Origin of the sequence: Magnetovibrio sp. (assembly GCF_036568125.1) — a bacterium.
Taxonomy (GTDB): domain Bacteria; phylum Pseudomonadota; class Alphaproteobacteria; order Rhodospirillales; family Magnetovibrionaceae; genus Magnetovibrio.
The window spans coordinates 25,462-47,510 of sequence record NZ_DATCTF010000014.1 but is presented as its reverse complement, the minus strand read 5'-3'; the positions used below and the strand labels follow the sequence as shown (position 1 = coordinate 47,510).

23 protein-coding genes are annotated in these 22,049 nt (G+C 59.7%); 7 read left to right on the top strand and 16 right to left on the bottom strand.

Annotated features, from left to right (window positions below; all coding sequences use genetic code 11):
• Positions 1–55: 55 nt before the first annotated feature.
• The 6 genes from eno to VIN96_RS11860 all read right to left on the bottom strand — a co-directional run bounded on the left by eno (position 56) and on the right by VIN96_RS11860 (position 6,265).
• Positions 56–1,330 carry a phosphopyruvate hydratase gene (gene eno, locus VIN96_RS11885; protein ID WP_331896441.1) on the bottom strand — a complete coding sequence of 425 codons (1,275 nt, stop codon included), beginning with the start codon at positions 1,328–1,330 and terminating at the stop codon, positions 56–58.
• A 41-nt stretch (positions 1,331–1,371) separates the two neighbouring features.
• Positions 1,372–2,217 carry a 3-deoxy-8-phosphooctulonate synthase gene (gene kdsA, locus VIN96_RS11880; RefSeq protein WP_331896440.1) on the bottom strand — a complete coding sequence of 282 codons (846 nt, stop codon included), beginning with the start codon at positions 2,215–2,217 and terminating at the stop codon, positions 1,372–1,374.
• Between the two features lie 17 nt (positions 2,218–2,234).
• Entirely contained in the window at positions 2,235–3,869 is a 1,635-nt protein-coding gene (locus tag VIN96_RS11875) for a CTP synthase (protein WP_331896439.1), read from the bottom strand.
• Positions 3,870–3,980: 111 nt separating this feature from the next.
• Complete coding sequence (gene secG / locus VIN96_RS11870) at positions 3,981–4,340, bottom strand: preprotein translocase subunit SecG (RefSeq protein ID WP_331896438.1); 360 nt, start codon at positions 4,338–4,340, stop codon at positions 3,981–3,983.
• A 129-nt stretch (positions 4,341–4,469) separates the two neighbouring features.
• Positions 4,470–5,228 (bottom strand): triose-phosphate isomerase, encoded by a 759-nt coding sequence (gene tpiA / locus VIN96_RS11865; protein ID WP_331896437.1) that lies wholly within the window; start codon positions 5,226–5,228, stop codon positions 4,470–4,472.
• Between the two features lie 116 nt (positions 5,229–5,344).
• Entirely contained in the window at positions 5,345–6,265 is a 921-nt protein-coding gene (locus tag VIN96_RS11860) for a LysR family transcriptional regulator (RefSeq protein WP_331896436.1), read from the bottom strand.
• A gap of 49 nt (positions 6,266–6,314) precedes the next feature.
• Here VIN96_RS11860 and VIN96_RS11855 point away from each other — a divergent pair, with 49 nt between their 5' ends.
• Positions 6,315–7,220 carry an MBL fold metallo-hydrolase gene (locus VIN96_RS11855; protein ID WP_331896435.1) on the top strand — a complete coding sequence of 302 codons (906 nt, stop codon included), beginning with the start codon at positions 6,315–6,317 and terminating at the stop codon, positions 7,218–7,220.
• 90 nt (positions 7,221–7,310) lie between these two features.
• Here the strand turns inward: VIN96_RS11855 and VIN96_RS11850 are convergent, their stop codons facing one another.
• Positions 7,311–7,508, bottom strand: coding sequence for a hypothetical protein (locus VIN96_RS11850; RefSeq protein ID WP_331896434.1), 198 nt, complete (start codon positions 7,506–7,508; stop codon positions 7,311–7,313).
• Between the two features lie 278 nt (positions 7,509–7,786).
• On the opposite strand from VIN96_RS11850, the gene VIN96_RS11845 reads away from it, so the two are divergent.
• Both VIN96_RS11845 and trpE read left to right on the top strand, forming a co-directional pair.
• Complete coding sequence (locus VIN96_RS11845) at positions 7,787–9,679, top strand: SurA N-terminal domain-containing protein (RefSeq protein WP_331896433.1); 1,893 nt, start codon at positions 7,787–7,789, stop codon at positions 9,677–9,679.
• 24 nt (positions 9,680–9,703) lie between these two features.
• The gene (trpE, locus tag VIN96_RS11840; RefSeq protein WP_331896432.1) at positions 9,704–11,233 is read left to right on the top strand and encodes an anthranilate synthase component I; all 1,530 of its coding nucleotides are present in this window, start codon (positions 9,704–9,706) and stop codon (positions 11,231–11,233) included.
• A 3-nt stretch (positions 11,234–11,236) separates the two neighbouring features.
• Here trpE and VIN96_RS11835 read toward each other — a convergent pair whose 3' ends face one another.
• From VIN96_RS11835 to VIN96_RS11795, 9 genes are all read right to left on the bottom strand, one after another.
• Positions 11,237–11,863, bottom strand: coding sequence for a FecR family protein (locus VIN96_RS11835; RefSeq protein ID WP_331896431.1), 627 nt, complete (start codon positions 11,861–11,863; stop codon positions 11,237–11,239).
• A 65-nt stretch (positions 11,864–11,928) separates the two neighbouring features.
• On the bottom strand, positions 11,929–12,597 hold the full coding sequence (locus VIN96_RS11830; RefSeq protein ID WP_331896430.1) for a hypothetical protein: 669 nt from the start codon (positions 12,595–12,597) through the stop codon (positions 11,929–11,931).
• Positions 12,598–12,667: 70 nt separating this feature from the next.
• Positions 12,668–13,396, bottom strand: a complete 729-nt coding sequence (locus VIN96_RS11825) for a hypothetical protein (protein WP_331896429.1) — start codon at positions 13,394–13,396, stop codon at positions 12,668–12,670.
• Between the two features lie 14 nt (positions 13,397–13,410).
• The gene (locus VIN96_RS11820; RefSeq protein ID WP_331896428.1) at positions 13,411–13,929 is read right to left on the bottom strand and encodes a thioredoxin family protein; all 519 of its coding nucleotides are present in this window, start codon (positions 13,927–13,929) and stop codon (positions 13,411–13,413) included.
• Positions 13,930–13,966: 37 nt separating this feature from the next.
• Positions 13,967–14,401: a DUF3995 domain-containing protein gene (locus VIN96_RS11815; RefSeq protein WP_331896427.1), complete on the bottom strand. Its 435-nt coding sequence runs from the start codon at positions 14,399–14,401 to the stop codon at positions 13,967–13,969.
• A 50-nt stretch (positions 14,402–14,451) separates the two neighbouring features.
• Positions 14,452–14,652: a heavy-metal-associated domain-containing protein gene (locus VIN96_RS11810; protein WP_331896426.1), complete on the bottom strand. Its 201-nt coding sequence runs from the start codon at positions 14,650–14,652 to the stop codon at positions 14,452–14,454.
• 91 nt (positions 14,653–14,743) lie between these two features.
• Complete coding sequence (locus VIN96_RS11805) at positions 14,744–16,027, bottom strand: divergent polysaccharide deacetylase family protein (RefSeq protein ID WP_331896425.1); 1,284 nt, start codon at positions 16,025–16,027, stop codon at positions 14,744–14,746.
• Between the two features lie 88 nt (positions 16,028–16,115).
• Positions 16,116–16,544 (bottom strand): Cu(I)-responsive transcriptional regulator, encoded by a 429-nt coding sequence (gene cueR, locus VIN96_RS11800; protein WP_331896424.1) that lies wholly within the window; start codon positions 16,542–16,544, stop codon positions 16,116–16,118.
• Entirely contained in the window at positions 16,541–18,961 is a 2,421-nt protein-coding gene (locus VIN96_RS11795; RefSeq protein WP_331896423.1) for a heavy metal translocating P-type ATPase, read from the bottom strand. The genes cueR and VIN96_RS11795 overlap by 4 nt, the downstream gene beginning before the upstream one ends.
• A gap of 165 nt (positions 18,962–19,126) precedes the next feature.
• On the opposite strand from VIN96_RS11795, the gene VIN96_RS11790 reads away from it, so the two are divergent.
• From VIN96_RS11790 to moaC, 4 genes are read left to right on the top strand one after another with little or no spacing between them, the layout of a single operon-like run.
• Positions 19,127–19,714, top strand: a complete 588-nt coding sequence (locus VIN96_RS11790; RefSeq protein WP_331896422.1) for an aminodeoxychorismate/anthranilate synthase component II — start codon at positions 19,127–19,129, stop codon at positions 19,712–19,714.
• Complete coding sequence (trpD, locus tag VIN96_RS11785; RefSeq protein WP_331896421.1) at positions 19,711–20,772, top strand: anthranilate phosphoribosyltransferase; 1,062 nt, start codon at positions 19,711–19,713, stop codon at positions 20,770–20,772. The genes VIN96_RS11790 and trpD overlap by 4 nt, the downstream gene beginning before the upstream one ends.
• The gene (gene trpC / locus VIN96_RS11780) at positions 20,772–21,578 is read left to right on the top strand and encodes an indole-3-glycerol phosphate synthase TrpC (RefSeq protein WP_331896420.1); all 807 of its coding nucleotides are present in this window, start codon (positions 20,772–20,774) and stop codon (positions 21,576–21,578) included. The genes trpD and trpC overlap by 1 nt, the downstream gene beginning before the upstream one ends.
• Positions 21,571–22,047: a cyclic pyranopterin monophosphate synthase MoaC gene (gene moaC, locus VIN96_RS11775; RefSeq protein WP_331896419.1), complete on the top strand. Its 477-nt coding sequence runs from the start codon at positions 21,571–21,573 to the stop codon at positions 22,045–22,047. Before trpC ends, moaC begins: the two co-directional genes overlap by 8 nt.
• The last annotated feature ends 2 nt before the right edge of the window (positions 22,048–22,049 follow it).

Below are 22,049 nucleotides of genomic sequence, written 5' to 3'. Positions count from 1 at the left end.
AAGAGCGTCCCCCATTTTGATCCGGGGGACGCTCTTTCACAAGAGAGGTCGATGCTTAGCGCAAGATGGCGCGACCGGCGTATTTGGCCACCGGGTCCAGTTCTTCGGCGATGCGGATCAACTGGTTGTATTTGGCCATACGGTCCGAGCGCGACAGCGAACCGGTTTTGATCTGACCGGCGTTGGTCGCCACCGCGATGTCGGCGATGGTGGTGTCTTCGGTTTCGCCCGAACGGTGCGAAATGACCGAGGTGTACCCGGCGCGGTGCGCCATTTCCACAGCTTCGAATGTTTCCGACAGGGTGCCGATCTGGTTGACCTTGATGAGGATCGAGTTGGCGACGCCCTTCTTGATGCCGTCGGCCAAACGCACCGGGTTGGTGACGAACAGATCGTCGCCGACCAGCTGGCATTTGTCGCCGATGGCGTCGGTAAGGCTTTTCCAGCCGTCCCAATCATCTTCGGCCATGCCGTCTTCGATCGAGAAGATCGGGTATTGGCCGACCAGGTCTTCGAGATAGCGAACCATTTCATCGGGGCCGAGGATCTTGCCTTCGCCGCTGATGTGGTATTTGCCGTCGCGATAAAATTCGGTCGAGGCCGCGTCAAGCGCCAGCATCACGTCGTCGCCCGGCGTGTAGCCTGCCGCTTCGATGGCCTTGAGCACGAAGCCGATGGCTTCGTCGGTGCCCGCGACGCCCGGTGCAAAGCCGCCTTCATCACCGACGTTGGTGTTGTGACCGGCGTCGTGCAGCCCCTTTTTGAGCTTGTGGAAGACTTCCGAGCCCATGCGCACGGCGTCGGCGATGGTTTCCGCACCGACCGGCATGATCATGAATTCTTGAAAGTCGATGGGATTGTCAGCATGCTCGCCGCCGTTGATGATGTTCATCATCGGGGTTGGCAACACGTGCGCGTTGGGACCGCCCAAATAGGCGTAAAGCGGCAGGCCCGCCTCTTCCGCCGCGGCCTTGGCGACCGCCATGGACACGCCGAGGATCGCGTTCGCGCCCAAGCGGGCTTTGTTTTCGGTACCGTCCAGCGCGATCATGGTCTTGTCGATCAGCAACTGGTCTTCGGCGTCCAAACCGCTGAGCGTGTCGGACAGTTCGCCGTTGACGCTTTCGCACGCTTTCAGCACGCCCTTGCCGCCGTAGCGTTTGGCGTCGCCATCGCGAAGTTCGACCGCTTCGTGTGCGCCGGTCGAGGCCCCCGAGGGCACCGCAGCGCGGCCGAACGCCCCGCTTTCCAAAACCACGTCCACTTCGATGGTGGGGTTGCCGCGGCTATCCAATATTTCGCGGCCGTAAATGTCGACAATCGCCGTCATTTCAATCTTTTCCTTCTATATCTCGTTCATTTCGCGCCGGACTATAACGATACAGGGTGCGCTTTGGCTACCTTGTCGATCGCTATGAGGATCTCCAGCACGTCGGGGAGGTCACGGATCGGGATCATGTTGGGCCCGTCCGAGGGCGCATTGTCCGGATCGTCGTGGGTTTCGATAAACACGCCGGCAATGCCGACGGCGACGGCGGCGCGCGCCAAGATCGGCGCAAAGCGACGATCGCCGCCCGACGAACCGCCTTGTCCGCCCGGTTGTTGCACGGAATGGGTGGCGTCGAAAATGACCGGCATGCCGGTGTCGTGCGCCATTTGCGGCAAGCCGCGCATATCGGTGACCAGGGTGTTGTAGCCGAAGCTGGTGCCGCGTTCCGTCACCAAAACGTTATTGTTGCCGCTGTCGGTCAGCTTGGCGACAACGTTTTTCATGTCCCACGGGGCCAGAAATTGGCCTTTTTTGACGTTGATCACCGCGCCGGTCTGGGCGGCCGCGACCAGCAGATCGGTCTGGCGACACAAAAAAGCAGGAATCTGTAAGATGTCGACCACTTCGGCGACCGGCTGGCACTGTGCCTCGCTGTGCACGTCGGTGAGTACCGGAACGCCCAGGCTTTCCTTGATTTCGGCGAACACGTCAAGTGCCTTGCTCAACCCCAAACCGCGCTGGCCTTTCAGCGAGGTGCGGTTGGCTTTGTCGAACGAGGCTTTGAAAACGAAGCCTATGCCGAGCTTTGCGGTCAGTTCCTTGCACGCCACCGCCAATTCCATGGCGTGGGCGCGGCTTTCCATCTGACACGGGCCCGCAATCAACGCCAAGGGCAGATCGTTACCGAAAGTGACCTGACCTGCTGCGACGTGACGGGTATCGACCATGTTCGAAACTGCTTTCTTTATACCAAACGGGCTTGCTGGACCGCCGCCTCGATGAACGATACGAACAGCGGGTGCGGTTCGAACGGGCGCGATTTGAGTTCCGGGTGGAACTGCACCGCAACGAACCACGGATGGTCCGGCCATTCGACGATTTCCGGCAACACGCCGTCGGGCGACATGCCGGAAAATTTGAGCCCCGCCGCTTCCAGGCGATCCATATACGCGGTGTTTACTTCATAACGATGACGATGGCGCTCGGAAATTTGCGTCGCACCGTAAATTTCGTGGGCCTTGGTGCCTTCCTTGAGCACGCAATCGTAGGCTCCCAAGCGCATAGTACCGCCCAAATCGCCATCCTTGGCACGCTTTTCAAGATCGCCCTCTTTGGCCCATTCGGTCATCAGGCCGACCACAGGCTCGGTGGGATTGCCCAGTTCGGTCGACCCCGCACCGGCCAAGCCGACCTTGTTGCGCGCCGCTTCGATCACCGCGACCTGCATGCCGAGGCAAATACCGAAATACGGGATGTTGTGTTCGCGCGCGAACTGCACCGCCTTGATTTTGCCTTCGGTGCCGCGTTCGCCAAAGCCGCCCGGCACCAAAATGCCGTGCATGCCTTCCAGGTGATAGACGACGGACTGCTCATCTTCTTCGAAGATACTCGCGTCGATCCATTCCAGCTTGACCTTGACGGTGTTGGCGATGCCGCCATGGGTCAGCGCCTCGGCCAGGGATTTGTAGGCATCGAGCAATTCGACATACTTGCCGACCACGGCGATGGCGACTTCGCCTTCGGGGTTGGTGACGCGGTCGACGACGTCTTGCCAACGCGACAGGTCCGGCGCAGGCGCGTCGGTGATGCCGAAGTGCTTGCACACCTGGTCGTCCAGGCCCTGTTCGTGATAGCTGATCGGCACCTGGTAGATGCTGGAGACATCGAGCGCAGGAATGACCGCGTCCGGCGCGACGTTACAAAACAGTGCGATCTTGCGCCGTTCGCCTTCGGGAATGTCGCGGTCGGCGCGGCACATCAGCAAGTCGGCTTTGATACCAACGCTCAACAGTTCCTTGACCGAGTGTTGGGTCGGTTTGGTCTTGAGCTCGCCCGCGGTCGGAATGTAAGGCAGCAGCGTCAGGTGAATGTACATCGCCCGCGCCCGGCCCAGTTCGTTGCCCAACTGGCGAATCGCTTCCAGGAACGGCAGGCTTTCGATGTCGCCGACCGTGCCGCCAATTTCGATCAGCATGAAATCTTCGTCGCCTTCATGCGATAGCACGAAATTCTTGATGCTGTCGGTGATGTGCGGAATGACCTGAACCGTCGCGCCCAGATAGTCGCCACGGCGTTCCTTGGCGATGACCTCGGAATAGACGCGGCCGGTGGTCACGTTGTCCGATTGGCGCGCGTTGACGCAGGTGAAGCGTTCGTAATGTCCCAAGTCCAGGTCGGTTTCGGCGCCGTCGTCGGTGACGAAGACTTCGCCGTGCTGGTAGGGGCTCATGGTGCCTGGATCGACGTTGATATAAGGGTCGAGTTTGCGCAAACGCACGCTGTAGCCGCGCGCCTGAAGCGCTGCGCCCAAGGCGGCCGATGCCAACCCTTTTCCGAGTGAGGAAACCACGCCACCAGTGATGAAAATATACCGTGTCATGGAACCCCAATATAGCTAAGTGTGCGTGCGTGTAAAATGAAAGAGGCGGCAATGTTTTGCCGCCCCTGTGGGTATCTTGAGCTCATCGGCTGAGAGCCCCGGAAATCCTGGTTATTGTGCGACCGGTGCGGTGGGCGCGGAAGGCGTTTCCGGTTCGGCCGGAGCGACCGGTGCAGGGGCCGTTTGAACGGCGTTCGGTGCCGAATCGAGAATCGAGCCGGACTCTTTATCCGCGCCGGTGATGATCGCGATGGTCAGGCTGAGGCCCATGAACAACGTCGCCAAGATCGCCGTGGTGCGAGTCAGCAGGTTCGCGGTTTCGCGACCGGTCATGAAACCGCCCATGCCGCCACCGCCACCGCCGCCGATGCCCAACGCACCGCCTTCGCTTTTTTGGATCAGCACGATGCCGATCAGCGCGATGGTGACGAGAACATGGATGACCAACAAAACAGGCAAAAGTGACGACATAGATCAGTTTCCAAGTGAAAGAGCCCGGGGAGCCTATAGAGGGCGTTACCCGGGCCCAGTTATTTGTTGTGCCGTAAATAGTCCCAAAAAGCCGTCTTGGCTAGGGAAAATTATAATTTTCCGCCCGCCTTAGGCGCTTTGGGCCACGGTCCAGAAGTCGTCGACCTTGAGGCTTGCGCCACCGATCAAACCGCCGTCGACGTCCGCCAGCGCCAGCAGCTCCGCCGCATTCTTCGGATTCATGGAACCGCCGTACAGAATACGGGTCTTGGCCGCTTCGTCCGCGCCGATCTTTTTCGCCAACTCGCCACGGATGAAGGCATGAACCTCTTGCACTTCGGCGCTGGTCGGCGTGCGGCCGGTGCCGATGGCCCACACCGGCTCGTAAGCGATGACGGTGTTGGCGGCGGTGCTGCCTTCGGGTACGGAACCGGCGATTTGCGAACCGTTGACGTCGAGCGTCTGCCCCGCATCGCGCTGGGCTTCGGTTTCGCCGATGCAGATCACTGCGATCAGGCCTTGGGCCTGCGCCGCGGCGGCTTTGGCGGCGACGATGGCGTCGGTTTCGGCGTGGTCGGTGCGGCGCTCGGAATGGCCGACGATGGCGTAGCTGCAACCCAAGTCCTTGAGCAAAGCGGCCGACGTGTCGCCGGTGTGCGCGCCCTTCTCGTTCATGTGGCAGTCCTGGCCGCCCACGTGCATGCCGGAACCGGCCACTGCGTCGACGACCTTGGAGATCAAGCCCGCCGGCGGGCACACCAGCATGTCGAAGTCGACAGCGCCGGCCGCTTTCATTTTGTCGGCCAAGCCAGAAGCCAGCGCGACGCCATCAGCGCTCAGCCCGTTCATTTTCCAATTGCCTGCAATCAACGTGCGGCGTGCGGTCATGGTTTCCATCCCCCGGAATTCGAGTGTGAGTGTCAAAAATAAGGTGAAGAGTTCTATCACAGCTGCCCGGCAAAGCGACATACACTTTGGGGTGGGCAAAAAAGCTAGAGGTTAGCTCACGTCAGTTGGTCAGAGATTTTATCTGTAGATACGAGGAAATCGATCAAGGCGCGTACCCGGGCGGGAACGTATTGGCGTGTCGGTAAGACGATATACAGCGCCAAATCCGTTAAGACCTTGTCAAATTCAAGGGGTACCAAGAGCCCAGCGGCAACCTCTTGACGACATAGGCTTTGTGGCAACAAGGCAATACCGGCCGATTGGATGGCCAGGGCTTTAGCGAGCTCGAAATTTCGCGTTTCAATGGGCCCTTTTTGCGCTCCGTTCAACGCTTTGGTTCTGCGCCGCTGTTGGGCGGGGTCGAAAAGAATGTGACCGGTTAAGCTTTGCAAGGGGGCTTGGGAAATATTGGCGGTTTTATAGGCGGGGCTGGCATATAGCGCCATCCGCCCTTCCCCAAACCGCCGCGCGACCAACCCCTCACCGCCCGGCGCACCGCCGCGAAGAGCCAAGTCGATGTGGTTCGCCACGAGATCAAGCGTTTCATCACTGACCACCACCTCAATATTGAGTGACGGGTTTTCAGCCAGGAACGCATTCAAGGTATGCGCCAGATATGTTTTCGACATATCAATCGGCACCGTCATGCGGATCGTGCCCGACAATCTGTTCGTTTGGGCCAATTCGGATTCTGCGGCCATCAGACGGTCGAGAGCAGCTTGACACGTGTCGAGATAGCTGCGCCCTTCACTCGTCAAGGCAACCCGCCGTGTGGTGCGATGCAAAAGCCGCACGTTCAGCCGTTCTTCCAACGCCTGCATGCGCGCACTCACTGTGGAACGCGGCACGGACAGACGTTGACTGGCTTGCGTGAAGCTTCCTGTGCGGGCTATTTCGATAAACGTTTGAAGTTGAGTAAGATTTACCATTGAACGATTATATCGGATTGTTTGATCAACATTAACCGGATAATGCATTCAAAATCGATGTGGCAACATCCGAGGATCCCAAACTAGGAGACCCGAGATGTTTCGACCTTTTCTGATCAGCACCCTCACCATCCTCATCGCCCTGTTCGGCATTTCGAACGCATTTGCAGCTCCAAGCACCCCTCAGCCCTACGTTCAAGTAAAGTGGTTTGGCGGTGCGACAATGGCGATCTCGTTTAACGATTTGACCATTCTGACGGACCCAACATTCGGTGACGGTTTGCATGCCTTCACCATGGGCGATCCCAATGAAATGTTCGATCTCAACGTCGGCCCTACGGTGAAAACCTTTGCCCGGTTATCACCCTTTCCCGGCGCACGGCCCACGGATTACGATGTCGTCTTGTTAAGTCACGCCCACGAAGATCATTTCGATCAAACGGCGCAGGCTCAAATTCCAGAAACGAAACCCTTCATAACGCCGCAGAGTGACCGCGAAAAAGTCTTCGCCATGGGATTTGCCAAAGTGAAGGGTTTGGCTTGGCATGAAAGTTATAGCTTCAACGCTGGTGCGGGGCGCGTCACCATTACCGCACTCAAAGCGCATCACACGCACAATCGCCAGTTGGATCCTATTTTGGGTGTCGGGAATGGCTATTGGCTTGAATTTTCCCAAGGAGATTGGCGACGCACGCTGTATTGGACTGGAGACTCATTTCCCACGCCCGATGTGGTACAGTCCCTCAAAGACCTTGGCAAACCCGATATTCTGATCCCGAACATGGGCGGCGTCGGCACCAGCGGGCCGCTTGGGAAGATAAGTATGGGGGCCGATGACGTGATCGAACTTGCGGGTCAAGTTTCACCACGCAAAATCCTCCCCATCCATCATTCGACATACCGTCTGTATCTAGAACCCATCAGTCGTTTTGTCGTTCAAAGCGCGGGGCAGCCATACGACTTGGACCTAGTGTCCCCAGGCACAACCGTGATGTATGACTAAACGGTAGCGCCTCGGGCATTTTGCATAAAAAAGCGGAGCGTGATGGACATCACGCTCCGTTTTTTTAAGACATATCGAATTCTGTGAATTTTAGCTGTTCATCCCTGCGGACATCTTATTGGCGACCACCCAGGCGACTGGAACAGCAACAGCTGTGCCGACGGCGACCGCACCGATAATGCCCATGGCATTGTTTAAGCCGAGCGGCATCGTTAAGACGGCCAAGACAAGGCTTCCGGCGAACGTGACCATAGCCATGAAAAAAACGGCAAGACGCAAAACAATCATAATCAACTCTCCCTCTGATAACTATTCCGAGAACGGTCGGACACAAATATTAGCAAAGCGAGATTTTCTGGCAAGTGGTCGTCATGGCGCTGCTTCTATCAGCTTGCGCGCACACTTTGAGGATCTTTATCGACGGTTGTACAGACATGTCGATGACATTATGCATTGTGCACATTCGCCGCTTGCCCCGCCCCCGCACCCCTTTTATGATGCGCGCCAATTGATTGGGGGGCGTTTCGCCTTTCAAAATTCACGTTTATTTAGGACACCGTGCCCTCATGCTCGAATTCATGCGCAAATCCGCCAATACCATCTTCATCAAGGCGTTCCTGGGCCTGTTGATTTTGAGCTTCGCCGCTTGGGGCATTGGCGACATTTTCCGCGGCCGCGCGGCCAACACGGCGGTCGCCTCTGTCGGCGACACGAACATTTCGGCCGAAGCGTTCCGCGCCGAATTCGCCCGCGAACTGCAACGCATGTCGCAGATCTTCGGGCAAGAGATCACCCGCGAACAGGGCCAAGCCATGGGCATCGGCAACCTGCTGGTCGGTCGTTTGGTGCAAAGCGCCCTGATCAATGAGAGCGCGCGCGACATCGGCTTGATGATCACCGACGCGCAGATCCTCGACGAGATCAAGCGCACGCCGGAATTCTTCAACGACGCCGGCCAGTTCGATCGCAACATCTTCATCAACATCCTCGGCCGCAACGGCTTTAGCGAAGACAGCTACGTCGCCCGGGTGCGTGAAAACATGGCGCGTCAGCAATATCTGGGGCCGATCCGTGACGGCGCGATCGTGCCCAAACCGTTGGTGTCTGCTCTATACGCCCACGCCGCCGAACAGCGTTCGGCTGAAGTCATCCGCATCGAACACGCCAACCTGCTCAACGTCAAAGCGCCCAGCGACGCGGAGTTGGCGCAGTTCCACCAAGACCATGCCGCCAGCTTCATGGCCCCGGAATACCGCAAAATCACCGCCATCGTGCTGCAGGGCGAAACCATCGCCGCCGGCATCACGGTCAGCGAAGAAGACATCCAAAATGCCTACAACGAGCGCGAAGCCGATTACCTGACGCCCGAAAAGCGCACCCTGCGCCAGATCGTGACCAACGACGAAGCCAGTGCGCAAAAGGCCAAGACGCTGTTGGACGGCGGCAAGGCGATCACCGAGGTCGCCGCCGAAGTCGGCGCCAATCCGGCCATGATCGAGATCGGCGATTTCACCACCGCAGACGCCTCGAACCTCAGCGCCGATATCGCCACCGCCCTGTTCGCCCTGCCCAAGGGTGGACGCAGCGACGTGTTGCAAAGCCCGCTCGGTTGGCACGTGTTCGAAGTCGTCGACATCACGCCGAGCGTCGTCAAACCGCTGGCCGACGTCCACGACGAACTCGCCAAAGCGGTGAAGATGGACCGAGCACTGACGGCCTTGTACGAACAGTCGACCAAGACCGAAGATTTGCTGGGCAGCGGCATGACGTTTGAAGAAGCCGCCACCGCATTGGGCACCACCGCGACCCACATCGCCGCCGTCGACGCCCAGGGCCTGGGCCCGGACGGCAAGCCGCTGACGACGCCTTATGTCGCCGACGTGGTCAATCAGGCGTTTCAGCTTAGCGAGGGCCAAGACGGCCAGATGAGCGAAACCACTGATGGCAACGCCTTCGTGGTGGTGCGCGTCGATGGCATCACGGCCCCCGCGCTGCGACCGCTGGACACCGTCAAAAACGATGTCGCCATGGCTTGGGATGCGCAAAAGCGCGCCGAAATGGCCGGTGAACTGGCCAAAGCCGCGCAAGCGCGCCTGCAAGCCGGTGAAGATGCCACCACCGTCGCCCAGTCGATCGGTTTCGCCGCCACCGTCACCACGCCGTTCACCCGCGACGGCAAGGGGCTGGAACTGGGTGCCCTGCCCGCCAACCTGATCGACACCTTGTTCACCCTCAAAACCGGCGAAGCGACATCGGCCGAAGGCACCGGCGCGCACACCGTGGCGCGTCTGGCGACGATCGTTCCCGCCACGCCCGACACCGGCTCGGCCATTTATCGCGCCGTCGCGGACAAGGCTCTCAACGACATGCAGGGTGACCTGCTGTCGCAGCTGAGCAGCGCATTGGAAGGGACTTACGGCGTTACCATCAACCAAAAAGCCCTCAACGATGCCTATTGATCGGCCCGATGGACATTTGATGTGATGGACCTCAACCCCGGGATTTCCGATTTCGAAAAGACCTACGATGCGGGCCGCGCGCAAGTCGTATGGACCACTTTGGTCGGCGATCTGGATACCCCCGTTTCCGCTTACATGAAGCTGGTGGGGGCCGACAGTCTCGGCTTTTTGATGGAATCGGTCGAAGGCGGCGCCAATCGCGGCCGTTATTCCTTCGTCGGTTGCCGCCCCGACATCGTGTGGCGGGCGGTGGGCGACCATGCCGACATCAACCGCAACGCCCTCAACGACAGCAATGCGTTCGAACCCTGCCCGGTGGCCGCATCCGAAGGCACGCTGAAGTCACTGCGCGCGCTGATGGCCGAAAGCCGCATCGACATGTCGAGCGCAAGCCATGGCGTGTTGCCGCCGATGGCGGCGGGCCTGATCGGCTACCTGTCCTACGACAGCGTGCGTCTGGTGGAAAACATCCCCGACGCCAACCCCGACGTATTGGGCGTGCCCGACGGGGTGTTCTTGCGCCCCACCGTGATTGCCATTTTCGACAACGCATCCGACATCGTGTTCGTGGTGACGCCGGTCTATCCCAGCGACGACACCACCGCGGCTCAAGCTTTCGAGGACGCCCAAGCACGTTTGTCGCGCACCGTCAGCGATTTCGAAAGCGCCCTACCGCCCCAACCTGTGCACGACGAAGCCTTGGACCTGCCCGAACCGGTTTCGAATATGACCAAGTCGGCATTCTACGAAATGGTCGAAAAGGCCAAGGAATACATCCTCGCCGGCGACATCTTCCAGGTGGTGCTGAGCCAACGCTTCAAGCTGCCGTTCAGTTTGCCGCCGTTCGCGTTTTACCGCTCGCTGCGGCGCGTCAATCCGTCACCGTTCCTGTTTTATCTCAACTTCGGCGATTTTCAGGTAGCGGGCTCCAGCCCCGAAATTCTGGTGCGCTTGCGGGGCGGCACCGTCACCATTCGTCCCATCGCGGGAACCCGCCCGCGCGGCGCGACGCCCAGCGAAGACAAGGCCTTGGAAGAAGAACTTTTGGCCGACCCTAAGGAACGCGCCGAACACCTGATGCTGTTGGATTTGGGCCGCAACGACGTCGGCCGGGTCGCGGAAATCGGTTCCGTCAAGGTTACCGACAGCTACATCATCGAACGCTACAGCCACGTCATGCACATCGTGTCCAACGTCGAAGGCCGCATCGCTGCGGGCAAGGACGCCATCGACGCGCTCTACGCAGGCTTTCCCGCCGGCACAACGTCCGGCGCGCCCAAAGTTCGCGCGATGGAAATCATCGACGAGCTGGAACCGGAAAAACGCGGCGTTTACGCCGGGTGCATCGGTTATTTCGGTGCCGACGGCGAAATGGATACCTGCATCGCCCTGCGCACCGCGGTGATCAAGGACGGCTGGCTGTACGCCCAGGCGGGTGGCGGCGTGGTTGCGGATTCGACCCCTGAGGGCGAATACCAAGAAAGCTGCAACAAGGCCAAAGCCCTGATCCGCGCGGCCGAAGAAGCCGTGCGCTACGCGCGGCGCAACAACTAAGTCTTAAAAAGCAACCGTGGCGAAGGCCCGTTGGCGCTTGTCTTCGGGCCACGACGTCGGCGGTGTGGGGCTTTGTCCGGGCATCGGGACCGTGGTGCCCTTACCCGGCTGATCCAAGATCACCGCACCGCCGGGGCTGCGCACCTCGACCTTGCCGTCCAACAGCAACACGTCCAAGGGGGTATCCAACGGGCCGCCCCAAAACGTCGTGCCGCGAATGCCGATGGTGGCCAGTTGGGTGGTGACCTGCATTTCCCGCTCCGCCTGCTTGCCCATTGCCCCGGAAACGAACAGGAACGCGCCTTGGGCCACGGAAACCGCCAGTTTGTTCGCCGTTTCGCCGGGAGTGTAGACATAGTCGTCCAACGTGATGCGGGCGCGTTCGCCGAGCGTCAACGTGGTGCCGTCGACAAAAGTGATTTCCAGACGCGCATCGGTCGCGGTGGCGACGGTGTCGTTGCTTTCAAGGGCCATGTTCATCGTCAACGGTGCGGGCAGTCCGCTCCGCTCCACCGTGGCGGCATTTTGCAGGCGCGTGACATGCGCGATGACGTCTTGAGCTTGCGCCGTCGCCGTCGAAACGAAGGCAAACACGCCGAAAACGGCCAAAATTCGGAGCAGAGCTCTCATCCACGTCGCCTTTCCATGATCGAAAGAACCTCGGTTCAATTCATATGGGGACGCCTTGCAGGTCATCAAGCCGGTTGAGGGGCGTGGGACGAATGGGAACACAAATACGCCCGCCCGACCAGATACAAAGAAACGCCGTTGAGCGTGTGCCATAAAAAATGAGTGCCGAACGGCACCATCTCGCACGCCATCATGTCGACGGTGCGAAACGTCAGGGATGCCGAAAACACCGCGGCTGCGATCAACATGTGGTCGCTATAGGGGTGATTGCGTGCCAACATGGCCGCGCCCATGGCGGTCAATGCGGCGAACGGCGGGATATAGCCGCCGCTGCCGTTAAGCACCTCGTTGGGCAGGGCCACGTCCACCACCCCCGACAAGCCCAAAAAGCCCACCACCCCGGCGACGCTGACGATCCGGTTCAAACCGAAAAAACGCTGCAAGGCGAAAAACAAAAAGGCGTGAATGAAGATGGCGATGGGAATCACGTCGGCCAACATGGCCCATTGGGTCGCAACGGTGTGAAAAAGTCCGCTGCCGATGCCGATCAAACCGACCAAGCTCATCAGCAGCGCACCGCTTTTGTCGAGATTAGGGCCTTTTTGCCCGTAATGACGCCAACACAGCCACGCCGCCAACAAGAACGCCAAATTGGTGACGGCGTTGAGCGGCTCGCTCCACAAACCCGGTTGGGTTCGTTCGCAGTAAATGTCTATGTAGGCGGTCAGTTCCATGGCGACGAACCTGCGTTGAGGTTGAGGGCTTGAGCCTTTTACTACGCCGAGGTAACAGTTCTTTGACGGGCTAGAGCGCGCTCAACACCTCGGCCAAAGACTTGCCCTGCGCGGCCGCGATTTTCGCCTCGATCAACCGGCACGCGCCAATGGCCTTGGCGTAAGCGGTTTCCGCCAGCGTCATGGCGCGCAGATGATCGCCGATGGGCACGTCGCGCGTTTCGTCATAGCGTTGCTGCGCGTCGAGCAACGTCAGACGTTCCTCCTGCCACGCATTTTGCGCCGCCAGCAACGCGGTCCAGGCATCCTTTTGCGCTGCGACCAAGTCGGCGGGAACGCCAGCTGGCGCCGTCGGCATATCCATCGGTGCATCGGGCGCCATCACCAGCGGTTCGGCAAAATCGAGACCGGAGATTTCCGACAGTTTTTTGCGCAATTTCTGGTTCTCTTCGACCTTGGCTGTGCGTTCGGCGACCACCTCTTGGGCTTTTTGTTCCAACGCGGAAATTTTGCCTTTTGGACTGTTGTCCGCCTTGGCGCGCTGCACGGCGAACATTGCGCCGGTGCGCCGTTCGTTCATGTTTTGCACAGCCAATTCGGATACATGTAGAGCGTAATAGATCTCCAACGCTTCGAGCTGTTTGTCGGTGGATGCTTCGGCCATTTGCTGGACCAAGGCGACATCCGTTTGGGCCATGTCCGCGTGCGCATCGCGCGCATCAAACGTCAGCGCGGTGATCAGGCCGATACCCGCAAGCGCGGTGGCGAAGGTGCGAAATCTGGATTTCAACATGTTCATCGAGATATCCCCCCTCATTTACCGCTGCGCACAAAGGCCAGGAACGAAGTTCCGTCCTTGTAGCTTTCGCTGCTGACATATCGCCCTGCGGTCATGAAAATGCCGGGCTCTTGATAGCCGGTCAGACGCAGAACGTCCTTGCCTTGCTTGTCGTAATAGACGAACAGCGGCGTCGCGCGGGCGCGCATCTTGGAGGCATATTCCTTTTCGGTGGTGGCTTCGCCATCATGCGAGACGACTTCCAAATCGCCTTTGATGTTGATTTCGAACATCACGAAATCCTCGCCGTACTGTGCCGCCACTTTGGGATGGGGAAAGACTCGTTTGTGCATTTTGTCGCAGTACGGGCAACCGTTCTGGCCGAACATCACCACCAGATTCTTGCCGTCATCGGCGGCAGCCTGGACTTCCGCCGGAATGTCGTAATCCAACGGTTCGATGATGAAATCGGCTGCGCTGCCAACGTTCGGCGTCAGGGCCGCAAAGAACATCAATATCGCGCCAAGCGCGGTGCGCAAGGTGGTCTTAAGCATGCTTCATCCCTCTTTCAATCGTACGATGCGCCTTCTGCTATGCGCTGGCCGCGAGCGATAAAAAACCGAACCCGGCGGACAGCACAATGCACAACGGCGAGTATAATCGTGTATCGAGTTTTGCAAACGGTGAACCCGTTAGCGTTTTGAAAAAACCCACATAATGGAAGTCGCCCACCGCGCGCAGCAAAAAGACCAACGCCAGGGCCGCCCCTGCGTACGGGGCCAAATGTGCGTATGGCCATTGGATTTGGTCTGAAAACCCCAAATGTCCGGCCACGGCGGCGCATCCCAGCAGCGCCAGTGCGACAACCATCGTGATCGTCACGCCCGGTTGGAACGCGGGTCGGCCGTCGATGCTGGGAACAGCCTTGTCGAGCCCGGATTGCCCCCCAAAGGCCCAATAAACGTGCAAGACGCTCAACATGCAAAACAGGATCACGAACGATCCCGCAACGACAACCATAAGCATTTTGCGTTCCCACACTGACGCGCCATAATTTCAAGAGAAACTATATGCGTTCACGCCCGGCCTGAAAACTCAAAACCCGCTTCTTCCACGGCCTGTTTGACCGCAGACTCATCCGCACCGGCGACGCTGACGGTTTTTTCGTCAAGGTTGACGCTGATCTCGGCGCCGGGCGCGACGTCCATAATAGCGTTGGTGACGGATTTCGCGCAGCCCCCGCAGGTCATGCCGATCACTTTATAAGTATCTGTCATATTTGCCTCTTACGGCATAATGCCGTGATAAATCGAATGAAACATATACCACGTTAAGCCTTCCCGTCCGAGCAAGGTCAAGACCCGTTCCCTACCCCGTTTGGCGTTTCAGACGTTCTTTCATCAACGTCGACACCGGCACGATCGCAAGACCACGCTCGCGGGCCTTGGGGATCCAGGTTTTGAGCACTTCGATGGTGGCGTCGCGCGGGTGGCCGATGGCGATGGCGTGGCCGTATTTGCGCGCCAGGCGCTCGACCTCATCAAGCTGCTTCAAGACCTTTTCGGGAACGTTGTCGTTGTCGAGAAAGACATTGCGTTCCAACGCCGGCATGCCCAATGTGCGTGCGATTTTGGGCCCCACGGTATGGCTGGAGGTGCGGCTGTCAAGAAACATGAGCCCGCGCTTTTGGATTTCTTCCAACACCACCCGCATGGCGCGTTCGTCTTCGGTGAAGCGGCTGCCCATGTGATTGTTGACGCCGACGAAACCCTCGAACCTGTTCATGCCCCAATTCGCCAACGAGCGGATTTCCGCGCTGCCCATGGCCGTCATCAAAACATTGGGACCGGCGTCGATGGTTGCGCTGGAAGGTTCCATGGACATGTGCAGCATCAGTTCATGGCCGTTTTTGCGCGCCGCTTGGGTCTGCGCCGGGAGGTCGTCGGCGTAGGTCATAAACGACAGCGTCAAAGGCGCGGGCACGTCCTGCCACATGTGCAGCGAGCGCTTGCGATCCACCCCCATGTCATCGATGACGATGGAAATCATCGGCGCACCCTGGGGGGCCGAAAACGCCAAGGCGTTTCGCAGCCAAAGCGGTTTATCGCCATCATGGGGAATGTCGGCCGTCGGCGGCGGTGCGCTGGCGACTTCGACGGGCGGCGATGTCGGCGCAACAGCCTGGGGATGAAGCGGGTCGTAGACCTCTTCCAGGGCTTTTTCTTCATAAGCCAGCGTGCCGTGGGGCTGCGTGCCGTTCGGTTCAGGCAAGATCACGCCGCGCGGACTTTGCGTCTGTTGAATGAGCACCCGGGTCGTGGACGCAGACACCACGGCATCGGTCGGGCCGAACATCGACTGCGCACCCCAATAGCCAGCACCCGCGGCAAACCCCAATACGCCGACGAAAGCCATAATCCCGACAACCGGCAGGTCGAGGCCCAACTGCGGCACCCGCAAGGTTTTCGCCATCAATTTATTGATATGCGGCTTAAATCGCGCCCACGCACGCCCGGCCTTGCGCGCTTTATGCTTGGCCACCGTGCGCTTGATCAGCGATTGGGCGTGGGGCGGCTTGTGCTTGCGCGACGCATTTCGCAAAGGCGTGCCTTTGCGGGTTTTCGACGAGGATGAAGCAGGTTTGCGCGCCACGTAGAGGTTCCGTGTCAATCGAATCTGGCCGCTAGGGTCCTACGCCCTGCGGCGCACGTCAACGCCGACCATCACATTACATGGCGGCTTATTTATGACAGCACGGCTGTTCGCTCGCGACGGGTTCCTTGTGACCGGCGAGGCCTTCCAAAATCGGACAATCGGGCCGGTCGTCGCCATGACAGCACTCGGTCAGATTTTTCAACGTGTCGCGGATGCCTTCCAGTTCGCGAATGCGCTTTTCCACATCTTCGATATGTTTCAGCGCCACCGCCTTGACGTCGGCGCTGGCGCGTTGCTTGTTGAGCCACAAGTCCAGCAGGTTGGCAACGTCGTCGACCGCAAAACCCAAATTGCGCGAACGCTTGATGAAACGCAGCATTTCCACGTCGTTGTCGGAATAATCGCGATACCCGTTGTCGCTGCGCGCCGCCTTGGGGATCAGGTTGATGGATTCGTAATAGCGGATGGTCTTGGCCGAAACCTTCGACAATTTTGCGGCTTGTCCGATGTTCATGCACCTTCTCCCGTCTTCCAACGTTTCAACAACAAAGAATTGGTGACCACCGATACGCTGCTCAAGGCCATGGCGGCACCGGCGATGGCCGGGCTCAAAAAGCCGCCTGCCGCCAGGGGCAGCGCGATCACATTGTAAAAAAAGGCCCAAAATAGATTTTGACGGATTTTGCTCACCGTCGCACGTGACACATCCAAGGCCCCGGCCACCAATTCAGGTGCGCCGCGCATCAAGGTGATGCCCGCCGTATGCATGGCGACGTCGGTGCCGGTACCCATGGCGATGCCGACGTCGGCCTGGGCCAGCGCCGGCGCGTCATTGACGCCATCACCGACCATGGCGACGACACGCCCGTCCGCTTGCAGACGCGCGACCTCGCCCGACTTGCCATCGGGTAACACCTCGGCGATCACATCGGATAAGCCCAAACGTCCGGCCATGGCTTCGGCGGTGCGGCGGTTGTCGCCGGTCAGCATCACGGTGCGGATTCCCAACGCCTGCAGCCCGGCGACTGCGGCGGGGGCTGTTTCCTTGGCTACGTCGCCGACCGCAATGAAGCCCAGCAGCCCGTGCCCGCGTTCGGCCACCCACACCACGGTGTTGCCGTGATTTTCAAAACCTTGCGCCTCGTCTTCGTGGTGCGCTGTGTCGATGGCGTGCTCATGCATCAAGGTGCGATTGCCGATGAGAATGATACGGCCATCGACATGGCCTTCGACGCCTTTGCCGGGATGGGCGGTGAAATCGCTCACCGTCGCCAAATTGCCGTCTCCAACTGCCGCCATAATCGCCCGTGCGATGGGATGCTCGCTGCCGTGCTGAACGCTGGCCGCAACCGCCAGCAATGTCAAGTCGTCGCCGACCACCGGATTGACCGACACCACCTGCAATGCGCCCTTGGTCAGCGTGCCGGTCTTGTCGAACACCACGGTGTCGACTTTTTGGGCGTGCTCCAAGGCTTCGGCGTCCTTGATCAAAATGCCGTGCTTGGCCGCCACCCCGGTGCCGACCATGATGGCGGTCGGCGTCGCCAGACCCAGCGCGCACGGGCACGCGATCACCAACACCGTCACGGCGTTGATCAAGCCGACTTCCCAACCGAACCCCGCCAAGGTCCAGCCAATCCAGGTCAAAAGCGCAATGGCGACCACAATGGGCACGAACACAGACGCGATTTTGTCTACTAGTTTTTGCACCGGCGCCTTGGAAGATTGTGCATTTTGAATGAGTTGGATGATGCCCGCCAACGTCGACGCCTGGCCCACCCGGGTGGCCCTGACGTGCACCAAACCGTTGCCGTTGATGGCCCCGCCGGTGACGCCATCGCCGACGTTTTTACTCACCGGCAGGCTTTCACCGGTGAGCAGGCTTTCGTCCATCGAGCTGCGGCCTTCGATCACCTCGCCGTCCACCGGCACGCGTTCGCCGGGTCGGATCACCACCACGTCGCCGCTTTTGACGCTGCTGGCGGGCAATTCGACTTCCGTGCCGTCGGCGGACAGCACCCGCGCCGTTTCGGGGCGCAATTTCATCAACGCGCGGATCGCCCCGGTGGTGCCGCGTTTGGCGCGACTTTCCAGAAAACGACCGAACAGGATCAAGGTGATCACGGTGGCGGAGGCTTCGAAATACAGATGTCCCTGGCCGTCCGCCATCGGCCACAACACCCGCCACGCGCTCAGCATCCACGCTGCGGTGGTGCCCAAGACCACCAGCAAGTCCATGTTGCCGCTGCCCGCGCGCAGGGCTTTGTAGGCAGGGCCGTAAAAACGATAGCCCGCACCAAACTGAACCGCCGAGGCCAACGCCAACTGCACCCACCCCGGCAACATGCCGTCTAGACCAAATACGTTCCACAGCATCTGCGCCCACAGCGGCGTGGTGAAGGCAGTGGCGATGGCCAAATTGATCAGATCATGACGCAAGCGCACCGCCGCCTTGGCTTCATCCGCCGCACCGAACGCTTCAACGTCTTCATCGAGACGCGCCGTATAACCGGTTTTTTCGATGGCGCGCACGATGTCGGCGGCGCTGACCACACTTGAGGTCACGTGGGCCGTCTCGCTGGCGAGATTGACGCTGACCGCCGAAACCCCCGGAAGCTTGGCAACGGCCTTTTCCACCCGCGCCACGCACGACGCGCAGGTCATGCCTTCGACGCTCAACTTGATGGTGCGTTCAGGTACACTAAACCCAGTCTTTTCGATGGTGCGTTTGATGTCGTCCGCACTCACACGCGCTGGGTCAAACTGCACATCCGCTGTTTCCGCCGCCAAGTTGACCGCCGCCGTTTCGATACCGTCGAGTTTGGACAACTGTCGCTCGATCCGCGCCGAACACGACGCGCAGGTCATGCCTTCGACCGGCAACGTGATGTGTGTGCCATTGTGTCCGTTGTATTGCGCTGTGTTGGGCATGTTTCAACAACCTTCCATTTTGGTTTAAGGTTGAGTGTAAACCTTCCCAAGGTGGGAAGGTCAAGGCGCCCTGTTTTCCTTGACGATTGGGGCTTTGGGCGGGCATTGTGCGCACACCGATCATTTATCCGGCGTGGCTTTGGCTTTGCCCCTTAAGGCTTTGAAATGTTTCTGCTTATCGACAACTACGACAGCTTCACCTACAACCTGCTGCACTACCTGGGCGAACTTGGGGCCGAGGTCGAAGTGCAGCGCAACGACGCCATCACGGCGGAGCAAGCCGTCAACGGCGGCTACGACGGCATCGTCTTGTCGCCGGGACCGTGCGATCCGGATCAAGCGGGCATCTGCCTGGATGTGGTGGCGAAAGCGCCCGACGATTTGCCGATTTTCGGCGTGTGCCTGGGTCATCAGACCATCGGCCAGCATTTCGGCGGCCAAGTGGTGCGTTCGCCCGCGCCGATGCACGGCAAGATTTCCGAAATCACCCACACCGGACGCGGCGTGTTTCGCGGCTTGCCCTCACCGTTGGTGTGCACGCGTTACCACTCGCTGATGGTGGCGCGCGAAGGCCTACCCGATTGCCTGGAAATCACCGCCGAAAGCGACGACGGCGTCATTCAAGGCCTGATGCACAAGACCCGCCCGATTTTCGGCGTGCAGTTTCATCCCGAAAGCATTGCGTCGGAACACGGCCACGACATTCTCAAGAACTTCATCGACATTTCGAAAAACAGGAAAGCCGCGGCATGAACGACATCCCGAGCGCCCTCAAACCGATCCTCAACCAAGTCGCGGACGGCAAAGCGTTGAGCGCCAGTGAGGCTGAAGACGCCTTTGGCATCATCATGTCCGGCGACGCCACCACGGCGCAGATCGCGGGCTTTTTGATGGCGCTCAGGGTGCGCGGCGAAACCGTCGACGAAATCACCGGCGCGGTCAAAACCATGCGCGCCAAAATGCACAAGATCGCGGCCCCCCATGACGCCATCGACATCGTCGGCACCGGCGGCGATGCGTCGGGCACCTACAACATCTCCACCGGCGCGGCGCTGTTGACGGCGGCGTGCGGCGTGCCCGTCGCCAAGCATGGCAACCGCGCGCTTTCCAGCAAATCAGGCACCGCCGATGTGCTCAGCGCCTTGGGCGTAAACCTCGAATGCGACATGGAACTGGTTAAGCGTTCCATTTGGGAAGCCAACATCGGCTTTTTGCTGGCCCCGCGTCACCACGCGGCGATGAAATTTGTGATGCCCGCACGCATCGAAATGGGCGTGCGCACCATCTTCAACATCCTCGGCCCGCTGTCCAACCCCGCAAGCGTCAAGCGCCAGCTGACCGGCGCGTTCAGCCGCCAGTGGATCAAACCGATGGCGCAAACGCTCGCCAATCTGGGTGCCGAGATGGCCTGGGTGGTGCACGGTTCCGACGGCTTGGATGAAATCACCACCACCGGGCCGACCTACGTGGCGCAAATCAAAGACGGTGAACTGAGTGAGTTCGAAATCAGTCCAACTGATGCCGGGATCGCCCTCGCCAAGCCCGAAGACCTAAAAGGCGGCACGCCGGAAGAAAACGCCGAAGCCATGAAAGCAATGCTGCAAGGCGAAAAAGGCGCGTTTCGCGACTGCGTGGTGCTCAACACCGCCGCCGCGTTGTTGGTCGCGGGCAAAGCCGAAGACCTCAAAGACGGCGCGGCCCAGGCGGCTCAGACGCTGGATGCGGGCAAGGCTTTGGAAACGCTGGAAAACCTGATCAACATCACCAACGACGCCGATGCCGAGGCGATGACCGACGAGGTGGGCGGCTGATGTCCGACATTCTCAAGAAAATTAACGCTTACAAGCGCAATCATGTTTCCAACATGAAGGCCATCCGTTCCATCGGCGACGTGGAAAACATGGCGCACATGGCTGAATCGCCGCGCGGCTTCATCAAGGCGCTCAAAACCGCAGTGGCCGATGGCCGCTACGGCCTGATCGCCGAAATTAAGAAAGCCTCGCCCTCTAAGGGTTTGATCCGTGAAGACTTCAACCCGCCCAAGCTGGCCAAGGCCTATCAGCGCGCCGGGGCGACATGTTTGTCGGTGTTAACCGACGAGCGCTATTTCCAAGGCGCGGACGAATATCTGGTGGCGGTCAAAAACGCCGTTAAGCTGCCGGTCTTGCGCAAGGATTTCATGCTCGATCCCTACCAAGTGATCGAATCGCGCGGCTTTGGCGCGGACTGCATCTTGTTGATCATGGCGTCGCTCAGCGACGCGCAAGCGGCCGAATTGGAAAGCGTCGCCGAAGAGTTCGGCATGGACGTTTTGGTCGAAGTCCACAACGCCGAGGAAATGGAACGTGCGCTGAAGCTCAAGACCGAGCTGATCGGCGTCAACAACCGCAACCTCAAGACCATGGTCACGGACCTCGCCACCACCGAAGCGCTCGCCGCGATGGTGCCGCAAGGCCGCTTGCTGGTGTCGGAAAGCGGCCTCAACACGCCCGCCGACCTGGCGCGCATGTCCAAGGTCGGGGCAAGCTGCTTCCTCATCGGCGAAAGCCTGATGCGCCAAGACGACGTCGAAGCCGCGACCCGCGCCATTCTCACCAAGGAACCTGCAGATGTCTGACTTCACCCACATGGATGCTGAGGGCAACGCCCGCATGGTCGACGTCGGCGACAAGGACGTCACGGAACGCTCCGCAACCGCCAAGGGCACCGTGTTGATGGCGGCGGAAACATTGGCAAAAATCCAAGAGCGCGGCTTTAAAAAAGGCGACGTGCTGTCGGTGGCGCAGTTGGCGGGCATCATGGGCGCGAAACGCACCCCCGACCTGATCCCGCTGTGCCATCCCCTGATGCTGACCTCGGTCAAAGTGCATCTGAGCTGCGATCCGGCGCGAAATGCGGTGGACATCGAAGCGACCTGCAAGCTCAGCGGCAAGACCGGGGTGGAAATGGAAGCGCTGACGGCCGTGTCGGTGGCGGCGTTGACGGTCTACGACATGTGCAAAGCGGTCGACAAAGCCATGCACATCACCGACATCCGCTTGGTGCACAAGGCCGGTGGAAAATCCGGCGAATTCACAGCCGATTAAAG

Coding starts and splice junctions, on each gene's coding strand:
- eno (WP_331896441.1), bottom strand. CDS start 1,330: ATGACGGCGATTGTCGACATTTACGGCCGCGAAATATTGGATAGCCGC.
- kdsA (WP_331896440.1), bottom strand. CDS start 2,217: ATGGTCGATACCCGTCACGTCGCAGCAGGTCAGGTCACTTTCGGTAAC.
- VIN96_RS11875 (WP_331896439.1), bottom strand. CDS start 3,869: ATGACACGGTATATTTTCATCACTGGTGGCGTGGTTTCCTCACTCGGA.
- secG (WP_331896438.1), bottom strand. CDS start 4,340: ATGTCGTCACTTTTGCCTGTTTTGTTGGTCATCCATGTTCTCGTCACC.
- tpiA (WP_331896437.1), bottom strand. CDS start 5,228: ATGACCGCACGCCGCACGTTGATTGCAGGCAATTGGAAAATGAACGGG.
- VIN96_RS11860 (WP_331896436.1), bottom strand. CDS start 6,265: ATGCATTATCCGGTTAATGTTGATCAAACAATCCGATATAATCGTTCA.
- VIN96_RS11855 (WP_331896435.1), top strand. CDS start 6,315: ATGTTTCGACCTTTTCTGATCAGCACCCTCACCATCCTCATCGCCCTG.
- VIN96_RS11850 (WP_331896434.1), bottom strand. CDS start 7,508: ATGATTGTTTTGCGTCTTGCCGTTTTTTTCATGGCTATGGTCACGTTC.
- VIN96_RS11845 (WP_331896433.1), top strand. CDS start 7,787: ATGCTCGAATTCATGCGCAAATCCGCCAATACCATCTTCATCAAGGCG.
- trpE (WP_331896432.1), top strand. CDS start 9,704: ATGGACCTCAACCCCGGGATTTCCGATTTCGAAAAGACCTACGATGCG.
- VIN96_RS11835 (WP_331896431.1), bottom strand. CDS start 11,863: ATGAGAGCTCTGCTCCGAATTTTGGCCGTTTTCGGCGTGTTTGCCTTC.
- VIN96_RS11830 (WP_331896430.1), bottom strand. CDS start 12,597: ATGGAACTGACCGCCTACATAGACATTTACTGCGAACGAACCCAACCG.
- VIN96_RS11825 (WP_331896429.1), bottom strand. CDS start 13,396: ATGAACATGTTGAAATCCAGATTTCGCACCTTCGCCACCGCGCTTGCG.
- VIN96_RS11820 (WP_331896428.1), bottom strand. CDS start 13,929: ATGCTTAAGACCACCTTGCGCACCGCGCTTGGCGCGATATTGATGTTC.
- VIN96_RS11815 (WP_331896427.1), bottom strand. CDS start 14,401: ATGCTTATGGTTGTCGTTGCGGGATCGTTCGTGATCCTGTTTTGCATG.
- VIN96_RS11810 (WP_331896426.1), bottom strand. CDS start 14,652: ATGACAGATACTTATAAAGTGATCGGCATGACCTGCGGGGGCTGCGCG.
- cueR (WP_331896424.1), bottom strand. CDS start 16,544: ATGAACATCGGACAAGCCGCAAAATTGTCGAAGGTTTCGGCCAAGACC.
- VIN96_RS11795 (WP_331896423.1), bottom strand. CDS start 18,961: ATGCCCAACACAGCGCAATACAACGGACACAATGGCACACACATCACG.
- VIN96_RS11790 (WP_331896422.1), top strand. CDS start 19,127: ATGTTTCTGCTTATCGACAACTACGACAGCTTCACCTACAACCTGCTG.
- trpD (WP_331896421.1), top strand. CDS start 19,711: ATGAACGACATCCCGAGCGCCCTCAAACCGATCCTCAACCAAGTCGCG.
- trpC (WP_331896420.1), top strand. CDS start 20,772: ATGTCCGACATTCTCAAGAAAATTAACGCTTACAAGCGCAATCATGTT.
- moaC (WP_331896419.1), top strand. CDS start 21,571: ATGTCTGACTTCACCCACATGGATGCTGAGGGCAACGCCCGCATGGTC.